A 26,553-nucleotide genomic window follows, 5' to 3' on the forward strand; every position below is an offset into this window, starting at 1 on the left:
GACCCTGCCGGCGGTGAGATCGTGGAGGGCCTAGCTCCGCGACCTCACCGCAGGCGACCCTGCCGGCGGTGAGATCGTGGAGGGCCTAGCTTCGCGACCTCACCGCAGGCGACCCTGCCGGCGGTGAGATCGTGGAGGGCCTAGCTTCGCGCGACCCAGACTCTCGGAGGACCTCAGCCTCAACGGGCTTGATGGAGCCGCGGAAGTACGGCCGGGGTTCTTCCTCCCGGCGTCGGTCTCCGCCTGACCGGAGCTCAGGACGCCAGGCGGGCAGTGACCGGGTACCCATCGGCGGAACGTGCGCAGGACGAGGGCGCCGCTGGGCGCTGCCAATATCAGCGCGTGCGTGCGGTTGTGCTCCAGCACGAAGCCAAAGAGAAGGCTGAGCCACAGCAGAGCGGCGGCTATGCCGCGGTCCGTCTTGGGGTCGTCGGCATACGCCTGCGGGGTGATCAGGGTCAGCGCGTCGCGGGCGACGCCGGGGAAGCGGCGGCCGAGGTCTTCGCGTCGGCAGACAGCTCGAAAATTCGTCCGCGCCCGCTTTCAGGTCGGCCCGGTTACGGTCGAGGCGGCGGGCGAGTTCGAGCAGGACACGGACGGACGGGTCGGGAAGTTCTTCGCGCTGGATCTGGTGCTCGTGGATGCCGAGGAGGTCCGCGAACTACCGCCACATACGAGGACGCCACCACCCTGAACGCATCGTGACGGGCCCGCCCCCGTCCTGAGCCTCCGGGCCAGTCTTCCCTGGGAGTTCAGTCGAGCCCGATCAACTTGAGCGGTAGGAAAGGACCGGATCGGCCCACCCTCCGAGCCGACGGCACACCCCGAAGCGTCGTGGAAGCCACCAACGTCGGCGTGCGGCTCCCGCATCAACGGTCGACCACGGCGGACCTGCCAGGTCCTCCACGCCCCACCAGGTCTTCACGGCCTTTTGACCGCGCAATTTCAGCAGCGGCCAGCGCGGCAGATGCAGACCAACGAAGAACATCGACACGTCGTCGCCGCACTTGGTCGTGTAGAAGAACTTCTGGACATCCGTGTAGCTGGCGCCCAGCGCGCAGTCCAGGCCCATGGTTCCACCGAGCCACGTCAGAGCCAGCTTGCCGCCGGCTGGGATCGAAGGAATCAGCACGGGGTTGAACCATCGCTCGCGGTCCACACCGCGAGTGAGTCCTGTGCGTTCAGCCTGGGCCACCACAATGTTGGTTGCGGGGCCACTCCCGACGTTCACCAGCCACCACCTCGGGTCCCCACCGGACTGCCCGCTCTCCCACATGAACTGCAGTACGGGCATGTGCGCCCGACGGCTGGACGTGTACGCAACGATCAAAGACCCCAGTGACACCAGTGCCGCCAGGATCGAAATCGAGAGTGCCAACACCGTTTCCCCCGGGTCGCTTCTCCAGGACATACCCAGAAGAACAAGCCGAGTCTCCTGTTTCCACACAGGCAGATCCGTGGGAGGCCAGGCGGATAACACTGAGGAGGCGCCCTTTGCCAGGTCGCATGGTGTACAGCCTGGGGGCACCGGAGGAAGGGCGCGCCGCCCTCCCCCGGAACGGGAGAGAGTAGGGGGTAGGTGTAGGTGTCATTCGTCGCTCCCGGCGTAGGACGCGAAGGAAGCGGCACCGCCTCAGCTGAGACCGCATCGCCAACCGCAGCGCACGTCATCGCGTGCGACGAATCCCTGACGTCACCGACGTCCCCCGAGCCAAGCACTGGCTGGCATTGTGTCGCCTCACAGCTGGGGCCACCTTGAGAGCCGGTGCGCGCTGAAGCTCGGACACCGGCTCTCCCGTACGTTGCTGCACACGCAGTCCGTCCGGCCTCGGCGCGGCGTTCCGGCCATCCAATCGAAAGCCCTTCAGGTGGTGACGCCCTTGTTGCGGTTCGCGAAAGGCCGAGCTCCGTACAGCTCCATGAACTCCGCGATTAGTTCCGCCTCCGCCTCGCCTGGGTCTCGCTCGGGTATCTGCAACCAGGCGACGAGCAGCTCGTCGGAATCTGCCAGCTGCCAGATGTAGCGTCCGCCCCAGTGACCGGCTGAGCCGCCGGCACCATGGCGGCGATACTCGTCAAGCCGCTTCCTCAGCCCTCGGCCACCGTCCTTGCCTGCTGACGCCTTGCCGACGTACACGATCACGGCCTCGTCCACCCAGGCCGCCTCGAGGACGTCAGGCGTCACTGATGGATCGCGGCCCTTGAGGTGCCCAGCAGGGCTGCGAGAGAGAAAGGAGGGAGCCGCCCGACTGGTACGGAGCACCACATAGAGCCCAGGCGCTGCAGGCACATCGCTGCTATGTAGCTCGCTGAAGGACACGAATCCTAGAAAGCCGCGGCCGCTGAGTGTCTCCTGGGTCAGCCGTCCGGGTGTGGGAATCATGGGCCGCATCGTGCCATGGAGGTAGGGATGCGTCGTTGCCCAAGGCTCCCGGAGCCCATCACCCATGAGGGATGTCGTGGCACCGCTTGCTCTCCCACCGTGCAGCTGGGAAGGGTGCCGACGAAACCGCAGAGCACCTGCCAGACGCTACGGGCCACCACCTTCCCGCACTGCTACCACCCTGCTACCTTGGGCGTATGGCATCCCAGAAGAAGCAGACTCAGCTCCGGCTCGAGCCGGGAGTGCTTGCAGCCGGAAAGGATGCTGCGGCAGCTCGCGGGCTCGACTTCAACCGGTACATCGAGCGCCTCATCGCCGAAGACACCTCAGGCGTCAGGGCCTCCGGGATGGCGAGCGCCCAGCGCCTCCTGGATGAGCACGGCACCTTCCTCGACGCTCTTGAGAGGGATCTCGACACCCAGCACTCCCCCGCGCCCAGCCGGGGTGCCGCTGCGTGAGCATGGCCCTGCACGTGGACCTGTCCTGGATCCTCGAAGTAGCCGAGCGCGCCGGCCACCACGACCCTGCCCCCGAGGACCTGGGAGTCCCCCTCGCCGCTGTCGCCCGCCACCGCGCCGAACTCCTGGAGACGCCCGTCTACCAGGGCGTCTACGCGAGAGCTGCGGCTCTGGTGCACACCTTGGGACGGCTGCGCTGGCTGGAACAGTCCAACCTGAGCGTGGCCTGCGCCGTCGCTGTGATGTACCTCGAGGCCAGTGGAGTCTCCGTGGCGCCGACAAGGGAGCAGCTGTCGGAACTGGCACGTGAGCTGTACGACCCGAGGGGCACGGCGGCGCGCGTAGCGGCAGTACTGCGGACCTGGCGAAGCTGAGGTCGGGTGCGTGTTGTCCGCGGACAACACGCACCCGACCTCCAACTGGGGACGCGATCACAGCACCGGGCCCTACGAAAACGCGGATACAGCGATCCTGACGCCATCCCCGCACGTGCGGGGAGCAGGTAGACGCGATGTCGATCGCGTGGAACTCGAAGGGTCCATCCCCGCGGGGCGGGGAGCAGTTGATCGCGGCCTCGCCGATCAGCTTCCCGGCGGGACCATCCCCGCGGGGCGGGGAGCAGTTCTCGCCACCGGACAGGCGGACGTCGCCCACCGGACCATCCCCGCGTGCGCGGGGAGCAGTGGTGCGGCGTCGACTACGGCACCACGAACCCGGGACCATCCCCACGTGCGCGGGGAGCAGGCCGGGTTCCCCGGGGTCAGCGCCCCGTCCGCGGGACCATCCCCGCGTGCGCGGGGAGCAGATGTTGTCCGCGATCCGCTCGCGGTCCATCGGGGGACCATCCCCGCGTGCGCGGGGAGCAGGCGGATTCGTCGGGGGCATGGCGTCGGGGTTCGGGACCATCCCCGCGTGCGCGGGGAGCAGCTGACGGGACGACGGGCCCTTGGCTGGCCCAGAGGACCATCCCCGCGTGCGCGGGGAGCAGGGCCCGGGGCGCCCACCGCCCCGGGTCACCCGGGGACCATCCCCGCGTGCGCGGGGAGCAGGAGGCGTACAACCAGCCACGACTCTGGGACCATCCCCGCGTGCGCGGGGAGCAGTCCTGCGCGGGCCTGGCCACCCTGAGTCCGTCGGGACCATCCCCGCGTGCGCGGGGAGCAGACGGCCGGGTGATTCGCCGCGGCCCAGGCCAGGGGACCATCCCCGCGTGCGCGGGGAGCAGGAGGAGGTCGAGCAGCGCCCGCCGACGTAGCCGGGACCATCCCCGCGTGCGCGGGGAGCAGTGGGGGCACGCACTGGAAACGGCCCGGCAGACGGGACCATCCCCGCGTGCGCGGGGAGCAGCACTTCGGGCCCTTGGAGGGGCCGAGCTTGGTGGGACCATCCCCGCGTGCGCGGGGAGCAGGCGTGCACCACGGTGTTGGTGTGGTCGGCGGGGACCATCCCCGCGTGCGCGGGGAGCAGTCCTCGCACGGCTCGGGGTGGATCAGCAGCCGGGGACCATCCCCGCGTGCGCGGGGAGCAGAGGTCACGCGGCAGTTCACGGGAGACGGCGGAGGGACCATCCCCGCGTGCGCGGGGAGCAGAGTTTCCGCCGGAGTGCGGCGAGGTTACTGAAGGGACCATCCCCGCGTGCGCGGGGAGCAGGAATGCCAGCAGCGCCCGCTGGTACGGCGTGAGGGACCATCCCCGCGTGCGCGGGGAGCAGACTCACTGACCTGCTGTTCTATCAGCGGCCAGGCCTGTTCTGATGCACTTTCACTGAATCCGACATTGCTCGCTCAAGCCTCAATTCCCCCCACTGCTCCACTCGATGCACCCCAGCATCCCTCCCCCATCCGGGTGACACGCCGCAAATTCTCGACCCCGCCTGCACCACATCCCTCAGACGAGTGAGTAAGGTAACCGCATGACCGTCCCATACTCCCCCGATGACAGGGAAAAGGTAGTCGCCAAGTTGCCGGCGGCCTTGCGGCAGGAACTCAAGGTCAGAGCAGCCGAGTTCGGTGTCGACATCAAGGACGCCGTGACCGAAGGCGTGCAGGCATGGCGAGCAGATGACGCCGAGCGCGTCCCCGTGGACACCACAGGGGGGAGCTCGTTCTCCACCTATCTCCCCACCGGGCTGTACGGGGAGTTCAAGGACGACTGCAAGCAACGCGGCATCCCCTTCAACCAAGGCATCGCCCAGGCGATCCGCCTGTGGCTCGACACGCACCCCTCCCCCCGCAGGCCGGCAACCCGGCCTACTTGGGCCCGCCGGCTCATCTTCGGCAACCAGAAGGGCGGGGTCGGCAAGACCGCGACCTCCTCCGGTGTCGCGCAGGCACTGGCCGAGGCAGGCAACCGCGTCCTGCTCATCGACTTCGACCCCCAGGGCCACCTCACCAAGCAGCTCGGGTACGACCTGTTCGACATCGAGTCCCCCAGCCTCGCCAAGCACATGCTGGGTGAGGCGAAGGGAGAGCTCCGCGAACTGCTCGTACCGATAGAGGACGGCGCTTTCAGCGGGCGACTGTTCATGCTGCCGGCCTGCAAGGACGCGTTCCTGCTCGATGCCAAGCTCGCGACCAGCCGTTTCGTGCGCATCAAGGAGACGGCGCTCGAGAAGGCCCTGGAACCGTTGGAGAAGGAGTTCGACTACATCGTCGTCGACTGCCCGCCCAGCCTCGGCTACACCATGGACACGGCCCTGTACTACTGCCGCACCCGCGAAGGCGAAGCCCAGGGCCTGTCCGGCATCTTCATCCCCGTACTCGCCGAGGACTCGTCCGCCGACGCGTACGACATGCTCTACGACCAGATCCAGGACCTGTGCGCCGACATGGAGGTCGAGATCTCGATGCTCGGCTTCATCGTCAACATGTATGACAGCCGCAAGGGCTACATCGCCACGTCGTCGCTCCACAGCTGGAAAGAGATCGGCGACCCGCCGGTCGTCGGTGTCATGCCCGAGCTCAAGGAGCAGCGTGAGTCGGTGCGGCTCAAGCAGCCCCTGCTGTCCTACGCCCCGGAGTGCGAGCAGTCCGAGGTCATGCGCGCCATCGCTCGGAAGGTCATGTCATGAGCGTCGCCGATCGGCTTGGCACCGGCTCGTCCTTCGGGGGGGTACCGCGCGGCCGCAGTGCCCGTGGCCGGGCGAAGGCCATAGTGCAGGGCGATGTTCCGGCGTACGAACTGCGGCGCCTGCCCTTGGACGATGTCGCGCCGACGCCGCTCAACCCTCGCCGCAACTTCGGTTCGGAGGAAGACCTCACCCGCTTCGGTGAGGAGCTGCGCGTCGCACAGCTCGCAGCGTGTGTCGCCGTCTCCCGTTCCGCGTACCTGCGGCTCTGGCCTGAACACGAGGCACAGATCGGTGACTCCTCCTTCGTCCTGGTCAATGGTGAGCGGCGGTTCCGCAGCGCGGTCCACGTAGCCCTGGAGGCGCTGGACTTCGTCGTACGCGATGACCTGGCGGCCTCCCGCGAGGAATTCGTCGACCACCTGCTCAAGGAGAACCTGGAGCGGGAGGACTTCGACGTCGTCGAGCGTGCCCGCGGCGTCCTCGAGCTCGTACGGGTGTGCAGCGAGGAGTCGGAGAAGGGTGCCCGTACGCGGGCCGCCAAGCGGCTCGGACGTGACCGTTCCTGGATCACGAACCAGCTCGCTCTCCTGGAACTCCCCGCCGAGCTGCAGGCGATGCTCAGCGCTGGGTCGCTCCCTGAGCGTGATGGCCGTCTGCTCGCGCGGCGGCTCAAGGAGGAGCCTGGACTCGACGGAGCCCAGTTGCTGGCCCACCTCAAGGAGACTCGGGAGCAAGAGGTCCGCGCGCGTGAGGAGGAGAAGCTCCTTCTGCAGCGAGCCAAGCAAACCGCTGCTGCACAGACCTCCGTATCGCCTGCCGGCAACGCGGAACCGGTGAGCCACTCCCCTGCCCTGGGGTCCCTGTTGTCCGCGGACAACACGGCGGCCGAGACCGAGGCTACCCAGCCCGCTCAGGCTCGAAAGCCTGCTCGGACGGATCCTGCCCCCGCCGAGGCTCTTGTGTTGTCCGCGGACAACACGGATGCCGCCGAGCCGACAGCACCGGCTGCGGCCGCGTCCGTCCCCGCTCCCTTGTTGTCCGCGGACAACAAGGGCGGCGCCTCGAGGCCTCTGTCCGAGACGACGGGCCACCGGGGAAACGAGGTGCCCGAATCCGCAAACGAGCGCAGCCTGCTGCTCGTGCGCCAGCTCGGCGCGTCCGTCGAGGAACAGGCGCGGACCATCGCATCCGGACTTCCTCCCGCGCAGCTCACGCAGCTGATCGAGGAGCTCCACGCATACGTGTGAGGGCACGCAATAGTGCGCCGGGGGTCAACCGCCCCCGGCGCATTTGCTTTTCGAGGCGTGCCGACCGGCATCCGAACCGAACTCTGGACGACCCTGAGGATCCAGACACCTTCGACCAGGCCGAGGCACCGTCCGCAGATGAGGGCAATGGCCACACCGGGCGTGGAGGTGCTCGGGTCGCCGGGCGGACCACCGCTCCCCTGCCGTGCCATCTGGTGCTGCTGCACGAACCACGCGAGAAGTCCCCAAGCGGCGAGCCCGACTGGCAGCCCGAACAGCGAAGAACGTCCGCCGAGGTGGCCGCCTCCTACGGACTGGGCATGACCAGGCCCTGCCCAAGGTGCAGCTTCCCGTGAAAGGCTACGGAGCGTGATAGGCGGACCGTCGGAGTACCCGGCCCTCTGGGCCTTCTTGGACTCATTGCACCGTCCGGAGCTTCTTTCCGGCACCATCGCAGCGATCGAACCGTTCGGCGTGTTCGTGGCTCTGGACAACGGCCCCGCCCACCCTGTCTTTCCCGGTGTCGGATTCATCTCGGTCGCCGAACTCTCCTGGCGCTACTTCGAGAAAGCCACCGAGATCGTGCAAGTCGGGCAACGCGTCTCGTGCGAGTTCCTCCAGTTCGACACCTGGAACCTGGAGGCCAGGCTGTCCCTGAAAGCGACGCAGCCGGACCCCTTCCAGGCTTTCGCCGACAGCACCGCAGTGGGGCAGATGCTGCACGGGAAGGTCACCAAACTGGCCCCGATCGGCGTTTTCGTCCAGGTGGCGGGCGGCTTCATAGGCCTGGTCCATCTGCGGGATTTCGCCTTGACGCCCTTGCACCCTTCGGACATGCCCCAGGTCGGCGACGACATGATGGTCGTCGTCACCGATATCGACCGGCAACGCCGGAGACTGTCGTTCTCCCTGAGCCGCGCGTCCCGCCCCGGATGACTCATTCGCGTCCTTGGGTGAGCTGCTTGCACGAGTGCTCTGAGGCACTCCGGCTGCGTAAAGGGGCAGCGCATTCGCCCCGGTGAACCCTCCCTGCCAGAGCACCAGGAGTCAGTTTTCGTCAGGCGGCCGACCACGGCTGGACGGTGCAGCCCAAGATCAAGTCGCTGAGCCTGGCGCGATCACGGGGGCGCCCCGTGGCCCCGTCATGGTGCTCGTCGCACGTGCCGATCAGCTCGACCGTCCGCCGGCGCGCCCCCTGGATCGGCAGCACGCTTCCCGTGAGGGCGTGCCGAGTATGTGCCGGTCAACCGCCGGGATGCATCACCGATAAGCCGCCTTCTGCCTAGCCCGACCGCGTGTTGTCCGCAGACAACACGCTGGCGCGGGGGAGACGGAGTCACGTCTGTTGTCCGCGGACAACAGACTTTCGACGCCAGTTCAGGACCTCCGGCACAACAGCGGCTATCGATCCCAGCGGGCGAGCGCCGCCGGGGCGCAGCTGTCTTCAGGCGTTCAATGCTCTTGCCGTTGGCCCTGACGGCCCCGACGTGGGGGTCATCCCACGCTTACGTGGGGGACAGGCGGCGTCTCCGGCCGGGGTACCTACCCGTGGGAATCACCTCAGCGTCGGCGAGCGCAACGCTGTAGCAAGCCAGGCAACGCCCAGAATGTCCCAGCCTGCGCAAGGAGCAGTGCAGGTCCGTCAAGTCACTGATCGTGCGCATAGGACCATCCCCGCATGCGCAGGAAGCCTTCAGCCGTGAGGCCGGTGGTCGGCACCTAAGGGGACATCCAGGGGGTGCAAGGAGCAGTTCGCAACGCTCGCCAAGAACTGGCGGAAGTTGGGACGATCTCCCAGTCCACGGAGAACTGACATCTTTCAGCACCGCTCCGAGCCAAGTTCGGGTTGGGGCAGTGCTGGAAGGTTCAGTAGTTGCCGTTGGAGAGGAGTTCGCCGTCCTTGTCATAGATGGTAACGAGGCCGTTGTCGGAGTCCTTCCAATCGGCGAACGCGGAGGCGAGTAGCTTGCCGTCACCCTGATGCGGCCCCATCAGACCGCCCGCGTAGTCGGTGTAGACGTCCGCGGCGTCGAGGATGCCGTTGTCGCTGTCGGCGCCCTGCACCTTGACGATGTGCTTGGCCGCGGCCTTCTCCGCCGGAGTGCCGTGCTCGGCGATGAACGCTTTGAACTCGTCGGCCTGGGTGAGTTCCTTGTTCTTCGGGACGGGCTTCTCCGTCGCCTCCTTCGCAGGGGCGTCCGGCTCCGTGCCGGCTTCCTTGGCGGGCTTCGCATCAGATGCATTGCTGGGGCTGGTCGCGACAGTGTCGGATGCGGTGCTGCTGGGGTCTGAGTCGCCGCTGGCGACAACGCCGATGATGACGACGAGAAGGAAGAGGAAACCGAAGAGGCCACCGATGATGGCCAAGGCAGTATGCCGTCCGGTCCAGGACTTCCGCTGCGGGGGGACGGGAGCGCCTGAGTATCCGCCAGGTGCACCCATGTACGGCTGCTGCCCCGGGTACGGAGCCTGGCCCTGGTAGGGGCCCTGGGGCTGCTGGTTCGGGTTCTGTGGGTACTGGTGAGACACGGGCTACCTGTCTGACGTAAGTGGCTGCCGGACGGGGGGTCACGACGGCATGTGAACAAAATGTGTGACACCCGTGGAGCCAAGATGGTTGCAACCGGCGGATGTTATTCCATGTACGACGAGCCGACAGGCCAGTGTTCGTCGTGGCCGGGAGGATCCTGATGCTGCAGCGTGGGCGAGGCGCTGGTAGGCGGGCGGTGAACGCTCATCGGATCACCGGGCCATCCCCTCATGCTGCGGGGAGGATCTCCGCCTTGCGGGCGCTGAACGCGAAGTAAGGGCCATCCCCGCAGACGCGGGAGCAGATGCTCATCCATCACCAGCCAATCGAATGGCGCGGGACCATCCCCGCGGGCGCGGGGAGCAGAGCGGCAGCACCATCGTGGTGGGCGGCGGTTCGGGACCATCCCCGCGGGCGCGGGGAGCAGCCAGTGGCCGGCGGGCATTACTACCCGCCCTGGGGACCATCCCCGCGGGCGCGGGGAGCAGGGCAGCACGGTCGTACCGGCCGCGTAGATCAAGGGACCATCCCCGCGGGCGCGGGGAGCAGATCGTCTGGTCGGACGCCCAGGACACCGTGATGGGACCATCCCCGCGGGCGCGGGGAGCAGATCACGCACGAGGAGAGCGCACCATGACAGACAGGACCATCCCCGCGGGCGCGGGGAGCAGAGCCTGCCCAGGCAGATGCCCGCGCTCAGGATGGGACCACCCCCGCGGGCGCGGGGAGCAGCAGATCTCACGCACGGAAGTGCAACGGCACCTTGGACCATCCCCGCGGGCGCGGGGAGCAGCTCACCAGCAGGCATTCATCGTCGTTGTCGGGGGGACCATCCCCGCGGGCGCGGGAAGCAGGCCGCCGCGTGTCCGCCGACCATGCCGTTCTCGGGACCATCCCCGCGTGCGCGGGGAGCAGCGACCGTCGGCGCCGTCCTGGCCGTCCGTACCGGGACCATCCCCGCGTGCGCGGGGAGCAGGTCGACCAGCCCGCGCACACGTACACCTACCTTGGACCATCCCCGCGTGCGCGGGGAGCAGTCCGTGAACGCCCCCTTGAGCGACACGAACGCGGGACCATCCCCGCGTGCGCGGGGAGCAGCCCAGGCAGTAACGGACTTGAGCTATGTGGTAGGGACCATCCCCGCGTGCGCGGGGAGCAGCCCGTGTATGCCGACCAGGAACGTTCCGGCCTGGGACCATCCCCGCGTGCGCGGGGAGCAGAAGGGCGCCCTGAACAACGACCTCCTCCCCCTGGGACCATCCCCGCGTGCGCGGGGAGCAGGTGTCGGAGGCCTGCCGCATGCCCCGGGTGTAGGGACCATCCCCGCGTGCGCGGGGAGCAGGTGGGCTCCCCGACGCACATCACGGCGCGCGCGGGACCATCCCCGCGTGCGCGGGGAGCAGTGGTCATAGGGCGTGGGCTGCATACGCAAGGTGGGACCATCCCCGCGTGCGCGGGGAGCAGGTCACCGCACGCTGCTCCATGACCTCGCGGTCGGGACCATCCCCGCGTGCGCGGGGAGCAGCTCGACAGCGGCACGGCACAGTTGGATCAGGTGGGACCATCCCCGCGTGCGCGGGGAGCAGACACCCACGAAATCAGCCTTGATGGCAGGGTGGGGACCATCCCCGCGTGCGCGGGGAGCAGACCGACTTGGCCGAGTCGGTCAACGGCGTGCTGGGACCATCCCCGCGTGCGCGGGGAGCAGAGCCGGGACGCTTCCTGGATCGCGCCCTTGTTGGGACCATCCCCGCGTGCGCGGGGAGCAGACTGCGTGACCTGCAGGTCTATCGTCGGCATCGCTCGTTTCTGAGCACTTTCAAAGAAACCGACATAGGCCACATTCCAACTAATCGCTTCAGCGGCAGCAACTGATCAACTCTACTCGCGCCCCGCCTCGACAGAAGCAGTAACAGCCACACCGGAAGCACATTCTCCACAGATCCTTCATTTACCTGCGAAGCCCGCCTCATTGCAGATATCCATCTGGCATGACAGTCGAGGGGGGTTCCCGCACCGGCTTGCGAGCAAGGCTGCGCGGGCCCGTGCTCCGTGTGTGGGCCAAGCATGATCGGGACTCCGATGGGTGGCTGCCGCTGTGGCGGCACATGGAGGACAGTGCAGCGGTAGCAGGCCTGTTGTGGGACGAGTGGCTGCCGCAGTCAGTACGGGACCTGATCGCCGCCGAGTTGCCGGGGGGCCACGACGACGCGCGTCGTCTCGCTGTGTGGCTGGCGGGCGTGCACGACATCGGCAAGGCCACGCCGGCGTTCGCGTGCCAGGTCGAACCGCTCGCGCAGGTGATGCGAGCCGACGGTCTGGAGATGCGCTCCCAGCGGGCGATGGGCGCGGACCGGAAGTTGGCTCCGCACGGGCTCGTCGGGCAGGTGTTGCTGGGGGAGTGGCTGGAGGAGCAGCACGCCTGGACCGTCGCGCAGACGGGGCAGTTCACCGTCGCGGTGGGCGGGCACCACGGAGTCCCTCCCGAGCACGGCCAGATCACCGCCCTGGACAGGCACCCCGAACTGCTGCGCACCCCGGGCAAGAGCAGGGGGTTGTGGCAACGTGTGCAACTGGAACTGTTGGAAGCATGCGCGGCAGAGTTCGGTGTAGTCGACAGGCTCAGCGCGTGGCGATCGGTGAAGTTGCCTCAGCCCGTGCAGGTCGTGCTCACAGCGCTGGTCATCGTCTCCGACTGGATCGCCAGCAACCCCGACCTGTTCCCCTACTTCCCCCAGGATGCGAGCCGTAGCAGCGAGGAACGCGCCGCAGCTGCCTGGCAAGGCCTGAATCTGCCGGCAGCATGGCGTGCCGCGGAGCCGCCTGCGGATGTCCAGGAGCTGTTCGCCTCCCGCTTCGCGCTGCCTCCGGGCGCGAAGGTTCGCCCCGTCCAGGAGGCGGCCGTGGATCTTGCCCGGACGATGGACGATCCCGGCCTCCTGGTGATCGAAGCGCCCATGGGGGAGGGGAAGACCGAAGCAGCGCTCGCCGCCGCGGAGGTCCTCGCCGCGCGCTCCGGTGCCGGCGGAGTGTTCTTCGCTCTGCCGACGATGGCCACGGGGAACGCCATGTTCCCCCGCCTCCTGGACTGGCTCGAGCGACTCCCTGCCCCTGAAGGCACGCGCCACTCAGTGCTGTTGGCCCACTCCAAGTCCGCGCTGAACGACGACTTCACCGACCTCATGGACCACGGACAGGTCAAGGCGGTCGATCTCGATGCCGCAGGCGACACAGAGGAGTCGCGGCCTTCAAGTCGCAAGCGGTCAGCCTCCGCCGAGTTCGTCGCGCACACATGGCTACGCGGCCGGAAGAAGGCCATGCTGTCGTCGTTCGTGGCAGGCACGATCGACCAACTGCTGTTCGCCGGGCTGAAGAGCCGCCATCTGGCCCTGCGACACCTCGCGGTCGCCGGCAAGGTGATCGTCATCGACGAGGCGCACGCCTACGACACCTACATGAGCGTCTATCTCGACAGGGTGCTCTCGTGGCTGGGCGCCTATCGCGTCCCGGTGGTGGTCCTCTCCGCGACCCTTCCGGCAAACCGGCGGCGCGAGCTGGTCGAGGCGTACTCAGGCAGGAAGAAGGCTGACCCCCGCGATTTCGATGCCGTTGCGCAGGCGGAGGACTATCCGCTTCTGACGGCAGTCGCGCCCGGCGGAGCGCCTGTCCTTCGGCGTCCACCGGCCTCGGGCCGCGAGGCGGACGTCGAGCTGGAGCGCATCGACGACGATCTGGCTCATCTCGCCGACCGCCTGGAGGACGAGCTCGAGGACGGCGGCTGCGCTCTCGTCGTACGCAACACCGTACGGCGGGTGGTGGAGACGGCACGTGCCCTGCGGGAGCGGTTCGGGGAAGCCGATGTGACCGTCGCCCATTCCTGCTTCGTCGATGTCGACCGTGCAGCCAAGGACGCCTCGTTGCTTGAGCGGTTCGGGCCCCCTGAGAAAGCCAAGGACCGGCCACCCAGGCACATCGTGGTCGCCAGTCAGGTCGCCGAGCAGTCGCTCGACGTCGACTTCGATCTTCTGGTCACGGACCTGTGTCCGGCGGACCTGCTGCTCCAGCGCATGGGCCGGCTGCATCGGCACCTGCGTGGCGGTGAGCACCAGGCGGACCGTCCGGAACGGCTCCGCACGGCTCGTTGCCTGGTCAGCGGTGTCGTCGACTGGACCGCCGATGTGCCGGAACCGGTGCGCGGCTCGGTTGCCGTGTACGGGGCGTACGCCCTGTTGCGGTCTGCCGCCGCGCTGGTGCCGAACCTCGACGGCGGAGCGCAGCGTCCTGTACGGCTGCCGTCCGACATCAGCCCCCTGGTCCAGCACGCCTACGCCGAAGAGTCCGCGGTTCCCGCGGGCTGGGCGCAGGACATGGAAGCAGCGCGCACCCGGTACGAGGAAATGCGCGCCGACCAGGCCGAGCGTGCGGCGACGTTCCGGCTGGGCGCAGTGGCCCGCCCCGGTCGGCCCCTGTTCGGGTGGATCACTGCGGGCGTCGGCGACGCGGACGACACCAGTCAGGGCAAGGCACAGGTGCGTGACAGCCGGGAGAGCCTCGAAGTCGTCGTCGTACGGAAGAAGGCCGACGGCACGCTCACCACGGTCCCGTGGCTCGCCCCCGACCGCCGGAACCGTGCTCTGGCCGGGCTGGCGTTGCCCACCGATCAGGTCCCGACGCCGCTGGCCGCGCGTACCGCCGCTTCCTGTGGACTGCGGCTGCCGATCCAGTTCAGCTACGCCGAGACGATGGACCGGGCGATCTCCGAACTTGAGGAACTGCACATCCCTGCCTGGCAGGTGAAAGGCAGTCACTGGCTGGCGGGCCAGCTGATCCTGCCGCTCGACGAGGACTGTCAGACCCACCTGGCAGGCTTCGTCCTCCGCTACAGCAAGAGCGACGGCCTTGAGGTGACCCGTGCCTGACAGCAGCCAGAGCGACCGCGACGACGCGCCCTCCTTCGACCTGACCACACAGCCATGGATCCCCGTACTCAGAACCAACGGCCGGCAGGACGAGCTCTCCCTGCGTCAGGTGTTCGAGCAGGCGTCCGAGCTACGGCGGATCGTCGGGGACCTGCCCACCCAGGAGTTCGCCCTCGTACGCCTGCTCCTCGCCGTCGCCCATGACGCGCTCGGCGGGCCCGAGGACATCGACGACTGGTCCGACTTGTGGAACGACGAGCAGTGCTTCGCCCCCGTGGGCGCCTATCTCGACGCGCACGCCGACCGCTTCGACCTGCTGGACACCGCCGCACCGTTCTTCCAGACCGCCGGCCTGCGGACGGCGAAGGACGAGGTGTTCTCCCTCAACCGCATCGTGGCGGACGTCCCCAACGGGGATCCGTTCTTCAGCGCCAGGATGCCTACGGTCGAGCGCCTCACCTTCGCCGAAGCGGCCCGCTGGGTTGTCCATGCGCACGCGTTCGACACCTCCGGCATCAAGACGGGCGTCGAGGGCGACAAGCGCGCCAAGGGCGGGAAGGTCTACCCCCTCGGCGTCGGCTGGGCAGGCAACCTCGGCGGGGTCTTCGTGGAACGCCCCACCCTGCGCGAGACGTTGCTACTGAATCTCGTGGCCGCCGACACCACGGGCGTACGGATCGACGAGCAGGATGCGCCAACCTGGCGGCGCGATCCCTGTGGTCCGGGCGGAGCCGAGCGCGCGCCCAGCGGTGTGCGTGACCTGTACACGTGGCAGACGCGTCGTCTGCGTCTGCATTTCGACGAGCGGGGTGTACACGGAGTCGTCCTCGGTTACGGCGATCCGCTCAGCCCGCGCAACCAGCACAGCCGCGAACCGATGACGGCCTGGAGGCGCAGCAAGGCGCAGGAGAAGAAGCTGCGGGAGAGCCTCGTCTACCTCCCTCGCGACCACGACCCGGAACGGGCTGCATGGCGGGGGATCGCCTCCCTCATCGCTGACACCTCCGCGTCCGGGCAGGGTGCGGACGCCCCCGCCTACCTTCGCCCCCAGGTGCTGGAGTGGGTGGCCCGCCTCGTGTCGGAGGGGCTCCTCGATCGCGGGTTCCTCGTGCGGGCGCGCGTCATCGGTCCGAAGTACGGCACCCAGCAGTCCGTGATCGACGAGATCGTCGACGACTCCGTCTCCATGGCCGTCGTCCTCCTCCACCAGCAGGACCGCCGTTACGCAGAGCAGGCCATCGCCGCGGTCGAGGACGCCGACCGTGCCGTCTACGCCATCGGCGACCTCGCCACGAACCTGGCCCGTGCCGCCGGCACCGAGACGGACGGGCCGCGTTCCACGGCCAGGGACCACGCCTACGGCCTTCTTGAGGCTCCCTACCGGACCTGGCTCCGGGAGCTGGCCCGGGCCGACGATCCGTACGAGCAGCGCATGGCCTGGCAGCGGCAGGTGCACGAGGCCGCTGTAGCGATCGGTGACCGGCTCACGGCGGCAGCGGGGGAGGGGGCGTGGCAGGGGCGAGTCGTCGAGACGAAGAAGGGCACCGAGTGGCTGAACTCCGCACTGGCCTACAAGTGGTTCCGTGTCGCCCTGGCCAAGGGCTTGGGGGAGCCCAACGACTCGCCAGGCACTCTCCCGGGCTCCGCTGAGAGCCCGGAAACCGATGACCATCCGGACTCCGAGACCACCGTGAAGGCACTGGCATGACCACCGTCACCGCACCGCCCACCCCGCGCGAGCAGGTCGTCCAGCTCGCCGCAGACCACCTGGCACCCCTGCAGCGCGGCTATCTCGCCGACCAGTCACGGGACGTGGCTGCTCTGGCAAGACTGCGCCGGGGCGCGGGCCGGGAAGCCGGTCAGCTCCCCGACCTGTGGAGCCTCATCGACACGGGCCCCCTGCACACGCCGCCGGAGGGTGCGAGGCCAGTGGGCGAGAGCGATCTCGTACGCGCCGAGGACGCGCTGCACGTGGCTCTCACCCTGTGGGCCCTGCACCAGCAGTCCCGGCCGACAGGCATGCACCAGGCCGACCGACGTGACAGCCGGCGAGGGCTCGGAACCGCTGTGCGCCGCATGATGAAGCCCGGCGAGATCGACGAGCCGTTGCGCAAGCGCCTGGTCCGCGCCGGTACGGCCCCCGACCTGACCAATCTCGCCCAGCGGCTGCGCGACATCGTCGTACTGCTGCGCCGTGAAGGCATCCCTCTCGACTACGCCCTGCTCGCCGGACAGCTCTACACCTGGCAGCGGCCCGGTGGCGCCGACGTCGTGCGCCGTGAGTGGGGCCGTTCCTTCCACGCGTGGCACGACAAGGACAACGAAAAAGCAGGAGCTTCCGCCCCGGCTCCGGCCGACGACGAGACCACCCGCACCACGGACACCGACAAGGACGCCTCGTGAACCGCATCTTCCTCGACGTACACGCCCTGCAGACCGTCCCGCCGAGCAATCTCAACCGTGACGACACCGGCGCTCCGAAGACCGCGGTGTACGGGGGAGTGCCTCGCGCTCGGGTCTCCAGCCAGGCCTGGAAGCGGGCAGCCCGCACCTACTTCTCCGACGAGCACCTGCTGGACGCGAGCGAGCTAGGGGTGCGAACGAAGAAGATCGTGGAGGCAGTGGCCGAACGGATCACGGCCCTGGATCCCGCGATCGACGGTGAGGCCGCCCTGCGGATCGCCGACGAGACGGTGAAGGCCGCCGGCCTCAAGACGGAGGTGCCCAAGCGCAAGGCCACCGCCGCCAAGGACGGGGAGCCCGAGCCCGCACCCGAGGCCAAATACCTCGTCTTCCTCAGCAGGCGTCAGCTGGACGGCCTGGCCCGGCTGGCCGTGGACGGCGCCGACAACATCACGGCCCATCTCAAGGACAAGAAGACGAAGGACCAGGCCAAGGAGATCGCGGACACCCACCACTCCGTCGACATCGCCCTCTTCGGACGGATGGTTGCCGACTCGGCCGACTTCAACGTAGACGCCGCCGTCCAGGTCGCCCATGCCATCAGCGTCCACCGCGTCGAGAACGAGTCCGACTACTACACCGCGGTCGACGACGAGAACACTGACGAGGAGACCGGCGCCGGCATGATCGGCACCATCGACTTCAACTCGTCGACGCTCTACCGCTATGCGGCACTCGGCGTGCACCAGCTCGCCGCGAACCTCGGTGAAGGACTCCGCGAGGACGAGCCGGTCACCACCCCGGTGCGCCGGGCGGTGGAGGCCTTCGTACACGGCTTCACCGCGTCGCTTCCCACCGGAAAGATCAACACGTTCGGGCACCACACGCTGCCGGACGCCGTGGTCGTCAAGCTCCGCACCACCCGTCCCGTCAGCTTCGTCGCCGCCTTCGAAGAGCCGGTCCGTGGCGACCAGGGGGGCTTCGTCCGCGAGGCGTCGGAGCGCCTCGCGGAGTTCATTCCCGACATCGAGCGCGCGTACGGCGATGAGGACACCACCCTCACGTGGGTGCTGCGCGTCGGCCCGAACACCGCGAAGCTCGCCGGGATCGGCACCGAGGCACAGAACATCGGTGAGCTCGTCACCGCTGTCGGCAAGGCCGTCGCAGAGCGCCTGGAGAAGCCCGCATGAGCGTGCTCAGCCTGCGGCTCGCGGGCCCTCTGCAGTCGTGGGGGGCCTCCGCGCGCTTCACCCGGCGCACCACCGAATCCGCTCCCACCAAAAGCGCGGTCATCGGTGTTCTCGCCGCGGCAGCGGGCATCGAGCGGGGCGACGACGCAGGCCTCGCCCCGCTGGCAGCCCTCCGCTTCGCCGTCCGGATCGACCAGCCAGGTACGCGCGTACGCGACTTCCAAACCGCACACCACAGCGCCAGCGGCAAGTCGATGCCTCTGTCGGAGCGCTTCTACCTGGCCGACGCCGTCTTCGTCGCCGCCGTCGAGGGCGACCCCACGCTCCTTGCCGGCCTCCATGCCGCGCTGCGTAACCCGGTGTACGCACCGTTCCTGGGCCGGCGCTCCTGCCCTCCGGCCCAGCCCGTCGACCTCGCACTCCACGACGGCGCCTCCTTGATGGAGGTGCTGGGCGAGGTCCCCTGGCAGGCGTCCGCCTGGTACCGCAGGCAGCACCGCGGCCGGTCGGACATCGAACTGACCGTGCTCCGCGAGGCTGACGCCGAGGAGGCGGAGTTCGCCGACACCTTCCGCGACCAGCCGATCAGCTACGCCGCCGAGCACCGGCGGCATGCCCTCCGCGCCGTCATCAGCGACAGCGTGCGCGTCACCGACCCGTCTGCCCGGCGGCTGCCCCGGCACGACCCGTTCGACGCCCTCACGGAAGAGAGCGCCTGATGTTCCTCACCCGCTTCCGCGTGAACACCGCGCGCCCCGGCGCCCGCAGGCTGCTGTCGTCCCCGCAGGTCCTGCACGCGGCTGTCATGTCCTCCTTCCCGGCGCTGCTGCCCAGCGACGTACCTCCTCCGGACGGTCCGCGTGTCCTGTGGCGTCTGGACCACACCGGCCGCGCCGAGGTCATGCTCTACGTGGTCAGCCCCGACCGGCCGGACATGACCCACCTCGTCGAGCAGGCGGGCTGGCCGATGGCCTCCACGCACTCCGCACCGGGCTGGGAGAGCCGCCCCTACGGCCCGTTCCTCGACCGGCTCGCCATAGGCGGCCAGTGGGCCTTCAGGCTGACGGCCAATCCCATCCACCACATCCGTCGCAAGGACGGCGAGCCCACCAAGCGCACGGCGCACGTCACCCCCGTACATCAGATGGGCTGGCTCCTGCAGCGACAGAAAGCATGCGGATTCCGTGTCCTCGAGAAGCCCGACGACCGTCGGCTGCTGCCCGGCGGCACCACCAGCACGGGCCAGCCCCACCACGGCGACCGCTACGAACTGACGGTCCACGACAAACGTGCCCTTTCCTTCGACAAGTCCCGTGGCGCGGCGCCCCGTACGGCACCGGTCAGCCTGGTCACCGTGACCTTCGACGGGCGGCTCGAGATCACCGACCCCGAGCTGCTGCGCCGGGCCATGCGCCAGGGAATCGGCAAGGCGAAGGCGTACGGCTGCGGCCTGCTCACCCTCGCACCTCTCGGTACAGCAGGGTGAGCCGATGACGACGGTCTCCCGCCGTGCGGCCCTCACTCCACGACAACTCACCCGCACCAGGGAACGATCGTCCTTCATCTACCTCGAGCGCTGCGTGGTACACCGCGACGCGAACGCCATCACAGCCGAGGACGCCGAAGGCACCACCCACATCCCCTCCGCCACCATCGGCACCCTGCTCCTCGGCCCGGGCACCCGTATCACGCACCAGGCGATGAGCGTCCTCGGCGAGACCGGAGCCGCTGTGTGCTGGGTCGGCGAACAAGGCGTGCGGTACTACGCAGGCGGGCGGGCACTGACGCGCTCGTCCGCTCTCGCGGAGGCCCAGGCCGTGCAGTGGGCGAACGTGCGCAGCAGGCTCGGTGTGGCCCGCGCGATGTACCGCCTGCGCTTTCCCGACGAGGACCCCAGCGGTCTGACGCGCCACGAGCTTCTCGGCCGCGAAGGCCGACGCGTCAAGGACTGCTACCGCGCCCAGTCGGCCCGTACGGGTGTGCCGTGGCGCGGCCGCCGGTACACCCCGGGCGATTTCGGCAGCGGCGACGCGGTGAACCAGGCCGTCACAGCGGCCGCGCAGTGCATGTACGGCATCGCCCATGCGGTCGTCGCCTCTCTTGGCTGCAGCCCAGCTCTGGGGTTCGTGCACTCCGGCCACGAGCTGTCATTCGTTCTGGACATCGCCGATCTGTACAAGACCGAGATCGGCATCCCGCTCGCCTTCGACATCGCCGCCGAGGAGGAGGAAGACGTCGGCCCGCGCACACGCCGCGCGCTGCGGGACCGCATCAACGAGACGTCTCTGCTGGACCGCTGCGTAGGGGACATCAAGCGGCTCCTCCTGCCCGATGAGGCCACGGCGGGCACCGCCTCGAACGAGGCCCCCGATGTGGTCACGTTGCAGAGTGATGGCGGCCAGGCGGTGGCCGCCGGCCGCAACTACGGCGGAGGACAGGACTACGACGACCTGGAGACGAGCTGGTGACCGTCATCGTCCTCACCAACTGCCCCGCCGGTCTGCGCGGCTTCCTCACGCGCTGGCTGCTCGAGATCTCCGCCGGCGTGTTCATCGGCAACCCGTCCGCACGGGTCCGTGACCTGCTGTGGAAAGAGGTCCAGGAGTACGCCGACCAGGGCCGAGCCTTGCTCGCCCACACCACGAACAACGAGCAGGGCTTCACCTTCCGCACACACGACCACGCGTGGCACCCAGTGGACCACGAGGGCCTGACCTTGATCCGTCGCCCGAACCGGGAAGGCGCGCCCACGGCGCCGACGCAGAAGAAGGGGTGGAGCAATGCAGCAAAGCGTCGACGGTTCGGGCGGGGGTAGTGGCGGTAACGTGTCTATTTCATGCGCTATGCCGGTTTCGATGAAACTGCTTCAAAACAGCAGTCAGGCGTAACAACAGTGCAGGTCAGGAAGAGTGCTCCCCGCGCGTGCGGGGATGGTCCCGACCGGGCGGAGTGGGGTGACTTGCACCCCCTGTGCTCCCCGCGCGTGCGGGGATGGTCCCGGGCCGGAGAACCACTCGGCGATCTGTGCGGCGTGCTCCCCGCGCGTGCGGGGATGGTCCCACGCGCGGCTCACGAAGTCGGACGGCACGCCGGTGCTCCCCGCGCGTGCGGGGATGGTCCCTCAGCACTCCAAGCACTGCTTGAAGCGCCGTTGTGCTCCCCGCGCGTGCGGGGATGGTCCCGCCACGTACCACGATGGCAACGGGTACCAGAAGTGCTCCCCGCGCGTGCGGGGATGGTCCCTCTGTGGTGGGCCGGGACGACAGCAACTGCTCGTGCTCCCCGCGCGTGCGGGGATGGTCCACCGAGCCGTAGTAGGCGGCCCGGTAGGAGTCGGTGCTCCCCGCGCGTGCGGGGATGGTCCCCTGGGAAGAGCGTCGTCCAGAGTGAGCAGCACGTGCTCCCCGCGCGTGCGGGGATGGTCCCGCCACGGAGACGTGGCGGGGCGGAGCATCCGCGTGCTCCCCGCGCGTGCGGGGATGGTCCCCAGTTCGGGTTGTCGCTGTACCGGAAGCCGCCGTGCTCCCCGCGCGTGCGGGGATGGTCCCTTCACTTTTCCGGGGTACGGGTCACCCATGATGTGCTCCCCGCGCGTGCGGGGATGGTCCCGGAACAGCGTGGACGTTTCCCCCGAGGACGGATGTGCTCCCCGCGCGTGCGGGGATGGTCCCATCAAGGAGCAGCACGCGCACCTCTATCAGGAGTGCTCCCCGCGCGTGCGGGGATGGTCCCTCGGTGTGCACCGCGACACCGCACAGGACGCCGTGCTCCCCGCGCGTGCGGGGATGGTCCCAGCATGTCGTCCACGGGTGAGGGTGTGTACGGGTGCTCCCCGCGCGTGCGGGGATGGTCCCACACGCCCCGCCCCGGGGCCCGCTGGGAGACCGTGCTCCCCGCGCGTGCGGGGATGGTCCCTCCTGGCGTTCCAGGCGGGTGCCGGCGTACTTTGCTCCCCGCGCGTGCGGGGATGGTCCCCCGGCGAAATGCGGCCCGGCGATCTCGTCTTCGTGCTCCCCGCGCGTGCGGGGATGGTCCCCGGTAGCAAGCCCGCCGCGACCGCCCGCGCCAGTGCTCCCCGCGCGTGCGGGGATGGTCCCGCCCCACCCATCACCTTGAGATCGGCGGTGTCGTGCTCCCCGCGCGCGGGGATGGTCCCGTTCTGAGCCGCACCTTTACGGTCAGCTCATGTGCTCCCCGCGCGTGCGGGGATCGCCGACGCCGGTCCCGGCGGGACTATCGCTGAGGGCAAGCTGGTCATGAACCGCCACCTGCCTCTTGGCCCGCTCCTCCCGCAGCAGCGCACCCCGCAGGAGCGCTCCATACGAAGCTCGGACGTGATGACGCCTTGTTCCCTTCGGTGCCGTACCTGTTCAATCAACAAATGAGTGAGGCTGCGGGCACGACGGGGCACCCCGGTTTCGGCGTGATGCTGGCACGGTTGCTGGACCACAGAGGACTCAGTGTGCAGGAGCTGGCCAGTCGGGCCGGATTGACGGCAAGCGAGGTCCGAGCGGTGCTCGCGGGGGAGGCCCCTGGCGAGGGGCGGCTCCGGCGTATCGCGCCTGCCGTGGGTTTCCATGCCGTCGATCTGTTCATCCTTGCGGGGCTGGCGGTCCCGGACGATATGGCGCCGTTGGACGCCGCAGCCGGGCGGTGGGCACCGGACATCGTGATGGATGCGGTTCACCTTTCCTCTGCCGAGCGGCGTGAACTCCTGCAGCTCATCCGCTCAATGCCGCAGGAGGAACGACCTTCCCTCTTCACCGCGAAACGGCTCGCATCCCATGCCGGTCCGGGCGGTTGGGCCATCCGCATGCTCCAGTACCGCAATCTGAGCTGGATGGGCATGGCGCAGCTCCTGGCGGTGGTGACGCCCACATACCTGTCGGCGGCCACTTACGGGGTGATCGGCAACGGTCGCAAGGAGCTGACGCCCCGCTTGGTGACGGATTTCGCAGCGCTGCTGGGGGCCAACGCCCGAGAACTGGCCGCGCTCACGGGCATCTATCTGCATGAGGTGCCACCGCCTCCGGCCCCGGAAGCGGTGGACGCTGCAGTTCTGCTGTGGGAGGCGCGGCGTCTCTCCGCCGGCCAGGCAGAGCACGTCGCCAAGCTGGTGCGCTCCATGCGCGGGGACTCCACGAGGGAGTACATCCTCAACCTGCCCGGGTCCTGATACCTGACGGGCTCTCGTCCGCAACCAGCACGTAAACCCTTCGCGACTCGCCCCCTTGGCAACGCACCCGTCGGGACTCGTCCGCGCGCGGCTCCCCAACCCCACCTCCGCCCCTGGCCCCGCCGGGTCGGCCGCTGCCGGACGACATCCTCGTCACTCTCCTGACACTCAGGACGGGGGCAAGGACGGCAAGGTCACCGCGAACGAGATCATCGGGGAGTTCAACTCGTCCCGGCAGATGCCGCTGTCCTTCTTCCGCTCCATGGCCGGCCACGAGGACCCTGCACTCCGGATACGGGCCACTTGGCGGTGGGAGTCGCTCACCCCGGCGCAGCAGGCAGGGCTGCTCGACGATCCGGACCCCTCGGTCCGTGAAGCGGAGCAGGACAGGAACTGGGAGCTGGCCCCGGAACGGGTGGAGGCCGAGCTGCCGTCCATCCGTCCGAGCAGCAGGCCGTTCGTGCTCGGCAGGTGTGCTCTGTCGCCCGGCTCGCCCGGCATCCCGAGGCGAAGGTCCGCGAGATGGTCGCCGCCCGGCCCGATCTGGGACCAGAGCTGGTGACGGAGCTGGGGGAGGACCCGGACGAGGACGTACGGATGCGCGTACGCCTCCATCCCTTGCCCCGCACCTGGGTCGAGTACGACGTGATCGATCGGGTCATCGGGCACGGTCCTGAATGCGTCTGCCCGTGCACCGAGCCGGACCCCGACCCGGCCAGCGTGCCGTCGCCCGACTGGTTCGCCGCTTGCGCGGTGTCCGGGGAACCGGTGCTCCGCCGGGTTGCTGCGAGCTGGTCCGACCTGCCCGCAGCTTTCGTCGGGACACTCGCGCAGGACGACGACGAGGAGGTCCGGATCCGACTGGCCTTCAACCACCCATTGGGCTCCGCCCTACCTGCTCCTGGACGTCTTCGTCACCCGCCCGGAGCACCGTTCGGACCTACTGCCGCTGCCCGGCTTCCCGCGCACCGGCCTGACCCACCTCATCGGCCACCCGGATCCCCAAATACGCGCCCTGGCCGCAGCCGATCCCGCCCTGACCGACCCCCCGGTGGACGACGCCCACGAGGCAGTACGCCGGGCCGCCGCCGCCAACCCGCGCCTGACACCGGAAGCCCTGGAGACCCTCCTCGCCGACCCCCGCACCGCAGAGGGCGCCGCAGCCAACCCCTCCCTCCCTGTAGCCCATATGCACGCGCTCCTCGACCGCTGCCTCAACCGAGCCGCCACCCCACCAACCGCGGCGGGACACCGAGGGGCGACGCCCACGTAGCGAACTGCCATCTGCCAGCGCCGATACGCCAGACAGGCGTTTCCAAGTCTCAGGTTCTGGCTCAGCTTTCGTGCATGGGCCACGGTGACTGCGGAGGTGTCGTGCGGAGTGCTCTCGTCCGATGTGTGTCGGGTGATCTGGTCACCTGAATGAGCGCGTCGACGAAAAGCTCTGGCCTGCTGCCAGCAGCCCCAATCCGAACAGCACGGCAGCTGCGGTCCACGCGCTCAGGCTCTCGGATGGGTAGAGGGTGAGAGCCCACCACTGGCCAGTAGGTTGCCCGGAGGGCTGGTAGGCACGGCCGAGGCTGGCGCTGACCAGCAGGAGGAGCAGGCAGGCGGCGCCGGCTGCTGCCTCGTTGCCGAGTCTCCGGACGATCAGGGCCACGGCAAGAAGCACCATCAGGTTGCGTGGGATGTCCATGCCCACGATGAGGCCGAGCAGGTGGCACAGTGCCACGCCTACCGTGACGGCCGTCAGGTCCCAGCGATGCACCCGCACAACTGCCGTGATTTCCGGAGCATTGAGCCGGCGGTCCAGGCAGTACAGGACGGCTCCGATGACCAGGAGGGGTGTGAAGTACTGGACGCGCATGCTGACCATGCCTCCCAGGAAGCCGGGGACGGGTACTTCTGTCCCACCGAGTACCGAGCAGACCAGGGTGAGCAGTACGAGTGCCGCGGGCACGGTCCACCAGCGTCGTACGACGGAGAAGTAGAGCTTCACGTCCGGCCTGCCACGCAGTGCGACTGGTCCAGAGCAGCCTTCGTGAACCAGTCGGCCTGCTGCGCGGCCGGAAGCTCGCGTATCCGCTGCACCTGTGTCCAGTCCTGGGGAGGAACGCTCGCCTGCACGTCCTTCTCACCCACGCCTACGACCAGCAGTGCCCACGTATCGGCCAGGTACGGCTGCTGGCAGTCACGTACGCCATGGAGTGCGGCCACGCCGACGACGGCCGACCGCGCGAGGTCGAACTCGAACTGCTGGGCAGAGCTTTCCGGCGACCAGTACAGGGGCCAGGTGCCCGATTTCAGGGCAAGGTCGTCAGAGGCCATGCGCAGCGTTCGCGGGGTGGGCACTCCGGCGGCTCGCAGTGCCTCCAGCGCAGGCAAGGAATCACTGCGCAGGTCGGTGGCCTTCTCCTCGTACTCCTCGGGCAGGCAGAGCGCGGGTGACGTGCCCACGCACACGGTGTGGCCGAGACGCGCATCCGTCAGCGGGCTGTACCCCCAGCCGGACACGAGGCTGCGGCCGGTGACGATCGCGGCTGCGAGCACTGCCACGCTGACCGCGAGCAGCCAAGGCCTGCGGCGGATGCCCGTCAGCAGGACGACAGCTGCAGCGAGTCCTGCTGTGACCAGCCATGGGACGAGGTAGACGAGCGGGTCCAGCGTGTCGGTCAGCGTGGAGCCCTCGGTCACGAAACCTGCCAGGTGGCGCCATGCCGGAGCGCTCATGGACTGTGGAATGGCCAGCCATGCCCAACTGCCGACCGCGGCCACCAGCCCGGCTACGGCGCGGGGAGCCAGTAGTCCTACCACCCAGCCGATCACCATCCAGCAGATGGGGAGCACCAGCAAGTGTCCGACGGCGAACAGGCCGGAGCCGCTCGGCCAGACGCCGACTGTGAGCCTGGCCGTGATGAGGGCCCCGGCAACGAGAAGAAGATGAAGTGCGAAGACCGGCCGAGCCGCCCAGAACCACTGGCGGACCGTGCTTCGTGAGCTGACTTTCCGCATGTCTTTCATGCTGCGTTGGCGGCCGGCTTCCCAGGCTGCGGCTCCCGCTGCCGCCGGAGCGATCACTGTGATTCCCCACGAGGCGAGTTCGCCCGATGCCGGGCCGTAGTCGGGTACTCCCCAGAAGTTGTCGCCCCTGACGAGAGTTCCCATGTAGAGAAGCGC

Annotated in this window: 21 protein-coding genes and 3 CRISPR repeat arrays; of the genes, 16 read left to right on the forward strand and 5 right to left on the reverse strand. The window is 68.8% G+C overall.

The window, feature by feature from the left end:
- Positions 1-766: 766 nt before the first annotated feature.
- Entirely contained in the window at positions 767-1,231 is a 465-nt protein-coding gene (locus ABZY45_RS32450; protein WP_356745840.1) for a hypothetical protein, read from the reverse strand.
- A 633-nt stretch (positions 1,232-1,864) separates the two neighbouring features.
- The gene (locus tag ABZY45_RS32455; RefSeq protein ID WP_356745841.1) at positions 1,865-2,185 is read right to left on the reverse strand and encodes a hypothetical protein; all 321 of its coding nucleotides are present in this window, start codon (positions 2,183-2,185) and stop codon (positions 1,865-1,867) included.
- A 395-nt stretch (positions 2,186-2,580) separates the two neighbouring features.
- Here ABZY45_RS32455 and ABZY45_RS32460 point away from each other — a divergent pair, with 395 nt between their 5' ends.
- From ABZY45_RS32460 to ABZY45_RS32480, 5 genes are all read left to right on the forward strand, one after another.
- The gene (locus ABZY45_RS32460) at positions 2,581-2,841 is read left to right on the forward strand and encodes a hypothetical protein (protein WP_356745842.1); all 261 of its coding nucleotides are present in this window, start codon (positions 2,581-2,583) and stop codon (positions 2,839-2,841) included.
- A gap of 2 nt (positions 2,842-2,843) precedes the next feature.
- Positions 2,844-3,215, forward strand: a complete 372-nt coding sequence (locus tag ABZY45_RS32465) for a fic family toxin-antitoxin system, toxin component (protein WP_356745925.1) — start codon at positions 2,844-2,846, stop codon at positions 3,213-3,215.
- Positions 3,216-3,314: 99 nt separating this feature from the next.
- Positions 3,315-4,552: direct repeats of the CRISPR family, unit length 29 nt; unit sequence GGGACCATCCCCGCGTGCGCGGGGAGCAG.
- Between the two features lie 201 nt (positions 4,553-4,753).
- A complete protein-coding gene (locus tag ABZY45_RS32470) occupies positions 4,754-5,911 on the forward strand; it encodes a ParA family protein (protein ID WP_356745843.1) in 1,158 nt (385 codons plus the stop codon).
- Entirely contained in the window at positions 5,908-7,158 is a 1,251-nt protein-coding gene (locus ABZY45_RS32475) for a ParB/RepB/Spo0J family partition protein (protein WP_356745844.1), read from the forward strand. Before ABZY45_RS32470 ends, ABZY45_RS32475 begins: the two co-directional genes overlap by 4 nt.
- Positions 7,159-7,569: 411 nt before the next feature.
- Entirely contained in the window at positions 7,570-8,094 is a 525-nt protein-coding gene (locus ABZY45_RS32480; protein WP_356745845.1) for a S1 RNA-binding domain-containing protein, read from the forward strand.
- 930 nt (positions 8,095-9,024) lie between these two features.
- On the opposite strand, the gene ABZY45_RS32485 is transcribed toward ABZY45_RS32480, so the two are convergent.
- Positions 9,025-9,525 carry a hypothetical protein gene (locus ABZY45_RS32485; RefSeq protein WP_356745846.1) on the reverse strand — a complete coding sequence of 167 codons (501 nt, stop codon included), beginning with the start codon at positions 9,523-9,525 and terminating at the stop codon, positions 9,025-9,027.
- 380 nt (positions 9,526-9,905) lie between these two features.
- Positions 9,906-11,457: direct repeats of the CRISPR family, unit length 28 nt; unit sequence GGACCATCCCCGCGTGCGCGGGGAGCAG.
- Positions 11,458-11,796: 339 nt separating this feature from the next.
- Between ABZY45_RS32485 and cas3 the strand changes: the two genes are divergently transcribed.
- The 11 genes from cas3 to ABZY45_RS32540 all read left to right on the forward strand — a co-directional run bounded on the left by cas3 (position 11,797) and on the right by ABZY45_RS32540 (position 24,798).
- A complete protein-coding gene (gene cas3, locus ABZY45_RS32490; protein WP_356745847.1) occupies positions 11,797-14,607 on the forward strand; it encodes a CRISPR-associated helicase Cas3' in 2,811 nt (936 codons plus the stop codon).
- Positions 14,600-16,315: a type I-E CRISPR-associated protein Cse1/CasA gene (casA, locus tag ABZY45_RS32495; protein ID WP_356745848.1), complete on the forward strand. Its 1,716-nt coding sequence runs from the start codon at positions 14,600-14,602 to the stop codon at positions 16,313-16,315. Before cas3 ends, casA begins: the two co-directional genes overlap by 8 nt.
- The gene (casB, locus tag ABZY45_RS32500) at positions 16,312-17,010 is read left to right on the forward strand and encodes a type I-E CRISPR-associated protein Cse2/CasB (protein ID WP_356745849.1); all 699 of its coding nucleotides are present in this window, start codon (positions 16,312-16,314) and stop codon (positions 17,008-17,010) included. The genes casA and casB overlap by 4 nt, the downstream gene beginning before the upstream one ends.
- Positions 17,007-18,200: a type I-E CRISPR-associated protein Cas7/Cse4/CasC gene (gene cas7e / locus ABZY45_RS32505; protein ID WP_356745850.1), complete on the forward strand. Its 1,194-nt coding sequence runs from the start codon at positions 17,007-17,009 to the stop codon at positions 18,198-18,200. Before casB ends, cas7e begins: the two co-directional genes overlap by 4 nt.
- Positions 18,197-18,919 carry a type I-E CRISPR-associated protein Cas5/CasD gene (gene cas5e / locus ABZY45_RS32510; RefSeq protein WP_356745851.1) on the forward strand — a complete coding sequence of 241 codons (723 nt, stop codon included), beginning with the start codon at positions 18,197-18,199 and terminating at the stop codon, positions 18,917-18,919. The genes cas7e and cas5e overlap by 4 nt, the downstream gene beginning before the upstream one ends.
- Positions 18,919-19,686, forward strand: a complete 768-nt coding sequence (gene cas6e, locus ABZY45_RS32515; protein ID WP_356745852.1) for a type I-E CRISPR-associated protein Cas6/Cse3/CasE — start codon at positions 18,919-18,921, stop codon at positions 19,684-19,686. Before cas5e ends, cas6e begins: the two co-directional genes overlap by 1 nt.
- 4 nt (positions 19,687-19,690) lie before the next feature.
- Positions 19,691-20,668 carry a type I-E CRISPR-associated endonuclease Cas1e gene (gene cas1e / locus ABZY45_RS32520; protein ID WP_356745853.1) on the forward strand — a complete coding sequence of 326 codons (978 nt, stop codon included), beginning with the start codon at positions 19,691-19,693 and terminating at the stop codon, positions 20,666-20,668.
- Positions 20,665-21,015, forward strand: a complete 351-nt coding sequence (gene cas2e, locus ABZY45_RS32525; RefSeq protein WP_356745854.1) for a type I-E CRISPR-associated endoribonuclease Cas2e — start codon at positions 20,665-20,667, stop codon at positions 21,013-21,015. Before cas1e ends, cas2e begins: the two co-directional genes overlap by 4 nt.
- A 94-nt stretch (positions 21,016-21,109) precedes the next feature.
- Positions 21,110-22,414: direct repeats of the CRISPR family, unit length 29 nt; unit sequence GTGCTCCCCGCGCGTGCGGGGATGGTCCC.
- A gap of 167 nt (positions 22,415-22,581) precedes the next feature.
- Positions 22,582-23,376: a helix-turn-helix transcriptional regulator gene (locus tag ABZY45_RS32530; RefSeq protein ID WP_356745855.1), complete on the forward strand. Its 795-nt coding sequence runs from the start codon at positions 22,582-22,584 to the stop codon at positions 23,374-23,376.
- A 55-nt stretch (positions 23,377-23,431) separates the two neighbouring features.
- Complete coding sequence (locus ABZY45_RS32535; protein ID WP_356745856.1) at positions 23,432-23,938, forward strand: hypothetical protein; 507 nt, start codon at positions 23,432-23,434, stop codon at positions 23,936-23,938.
- Entirely contained in the window at positions 23,899-24,798 is a 900-nt protein-coding gene (locus ABZY45_RS32540; RefSeq protein ID WP_356745857.1) for a hypothetical protein, read from the forward strand. The genes ABZY45_RS32535 and ABZY45_RS32540 overlap by 40 nt, the downstream gene beginning before the upstream one ends.
- Here ABZY45_RS32540 and ABZY45_RS32545 read toward each other — a convergent pair.
- Both ABZY45_RS32545 and ABZY45_RS32550 read right to left on the reverse strand, forming a co-directional pair.
- Positions 24,791-25,375 (reverse strand): hypothetical protein, encoded by a 585-nt coding sequence (locus ABZY45_RS32545; protein ID WP_356745858.1) that lies wholly within the window; start codon positions 25,373-25,375, stop codon positions 24,791-24,793. The genes ABZY45_RS32540 and ABZY45_RS32545 overlap by 8 nt on opposite strands.
- Positions 25,372-26,388: a hypothetical protein gene (locus ABZY45_RS32550; RefSeq protein WP_356745859.1), complete on the reverse strand. Its 1,017-nt coding sequence runs from the start codon at positions 26,386-26,388 to the stop codon at positions 25,372-25,374. Before ABZY45_RS32550 ends, ABZY45_RS32545 begins: the two co-directional genes overlap by 4 nt.
- Between the last annotated feature and the right edge of the window lie 165 nt (positions 26,389-26,553).

The organism is Streptomyces sp. NPDC006516 (genome assembly GCF_040611875.1).
Classification (GTDB): domain Bacteria; phylum Actinomycetota; class Actinomycetes; order Streptomycetales; family Streptomycetaceae; genus Streptomyces.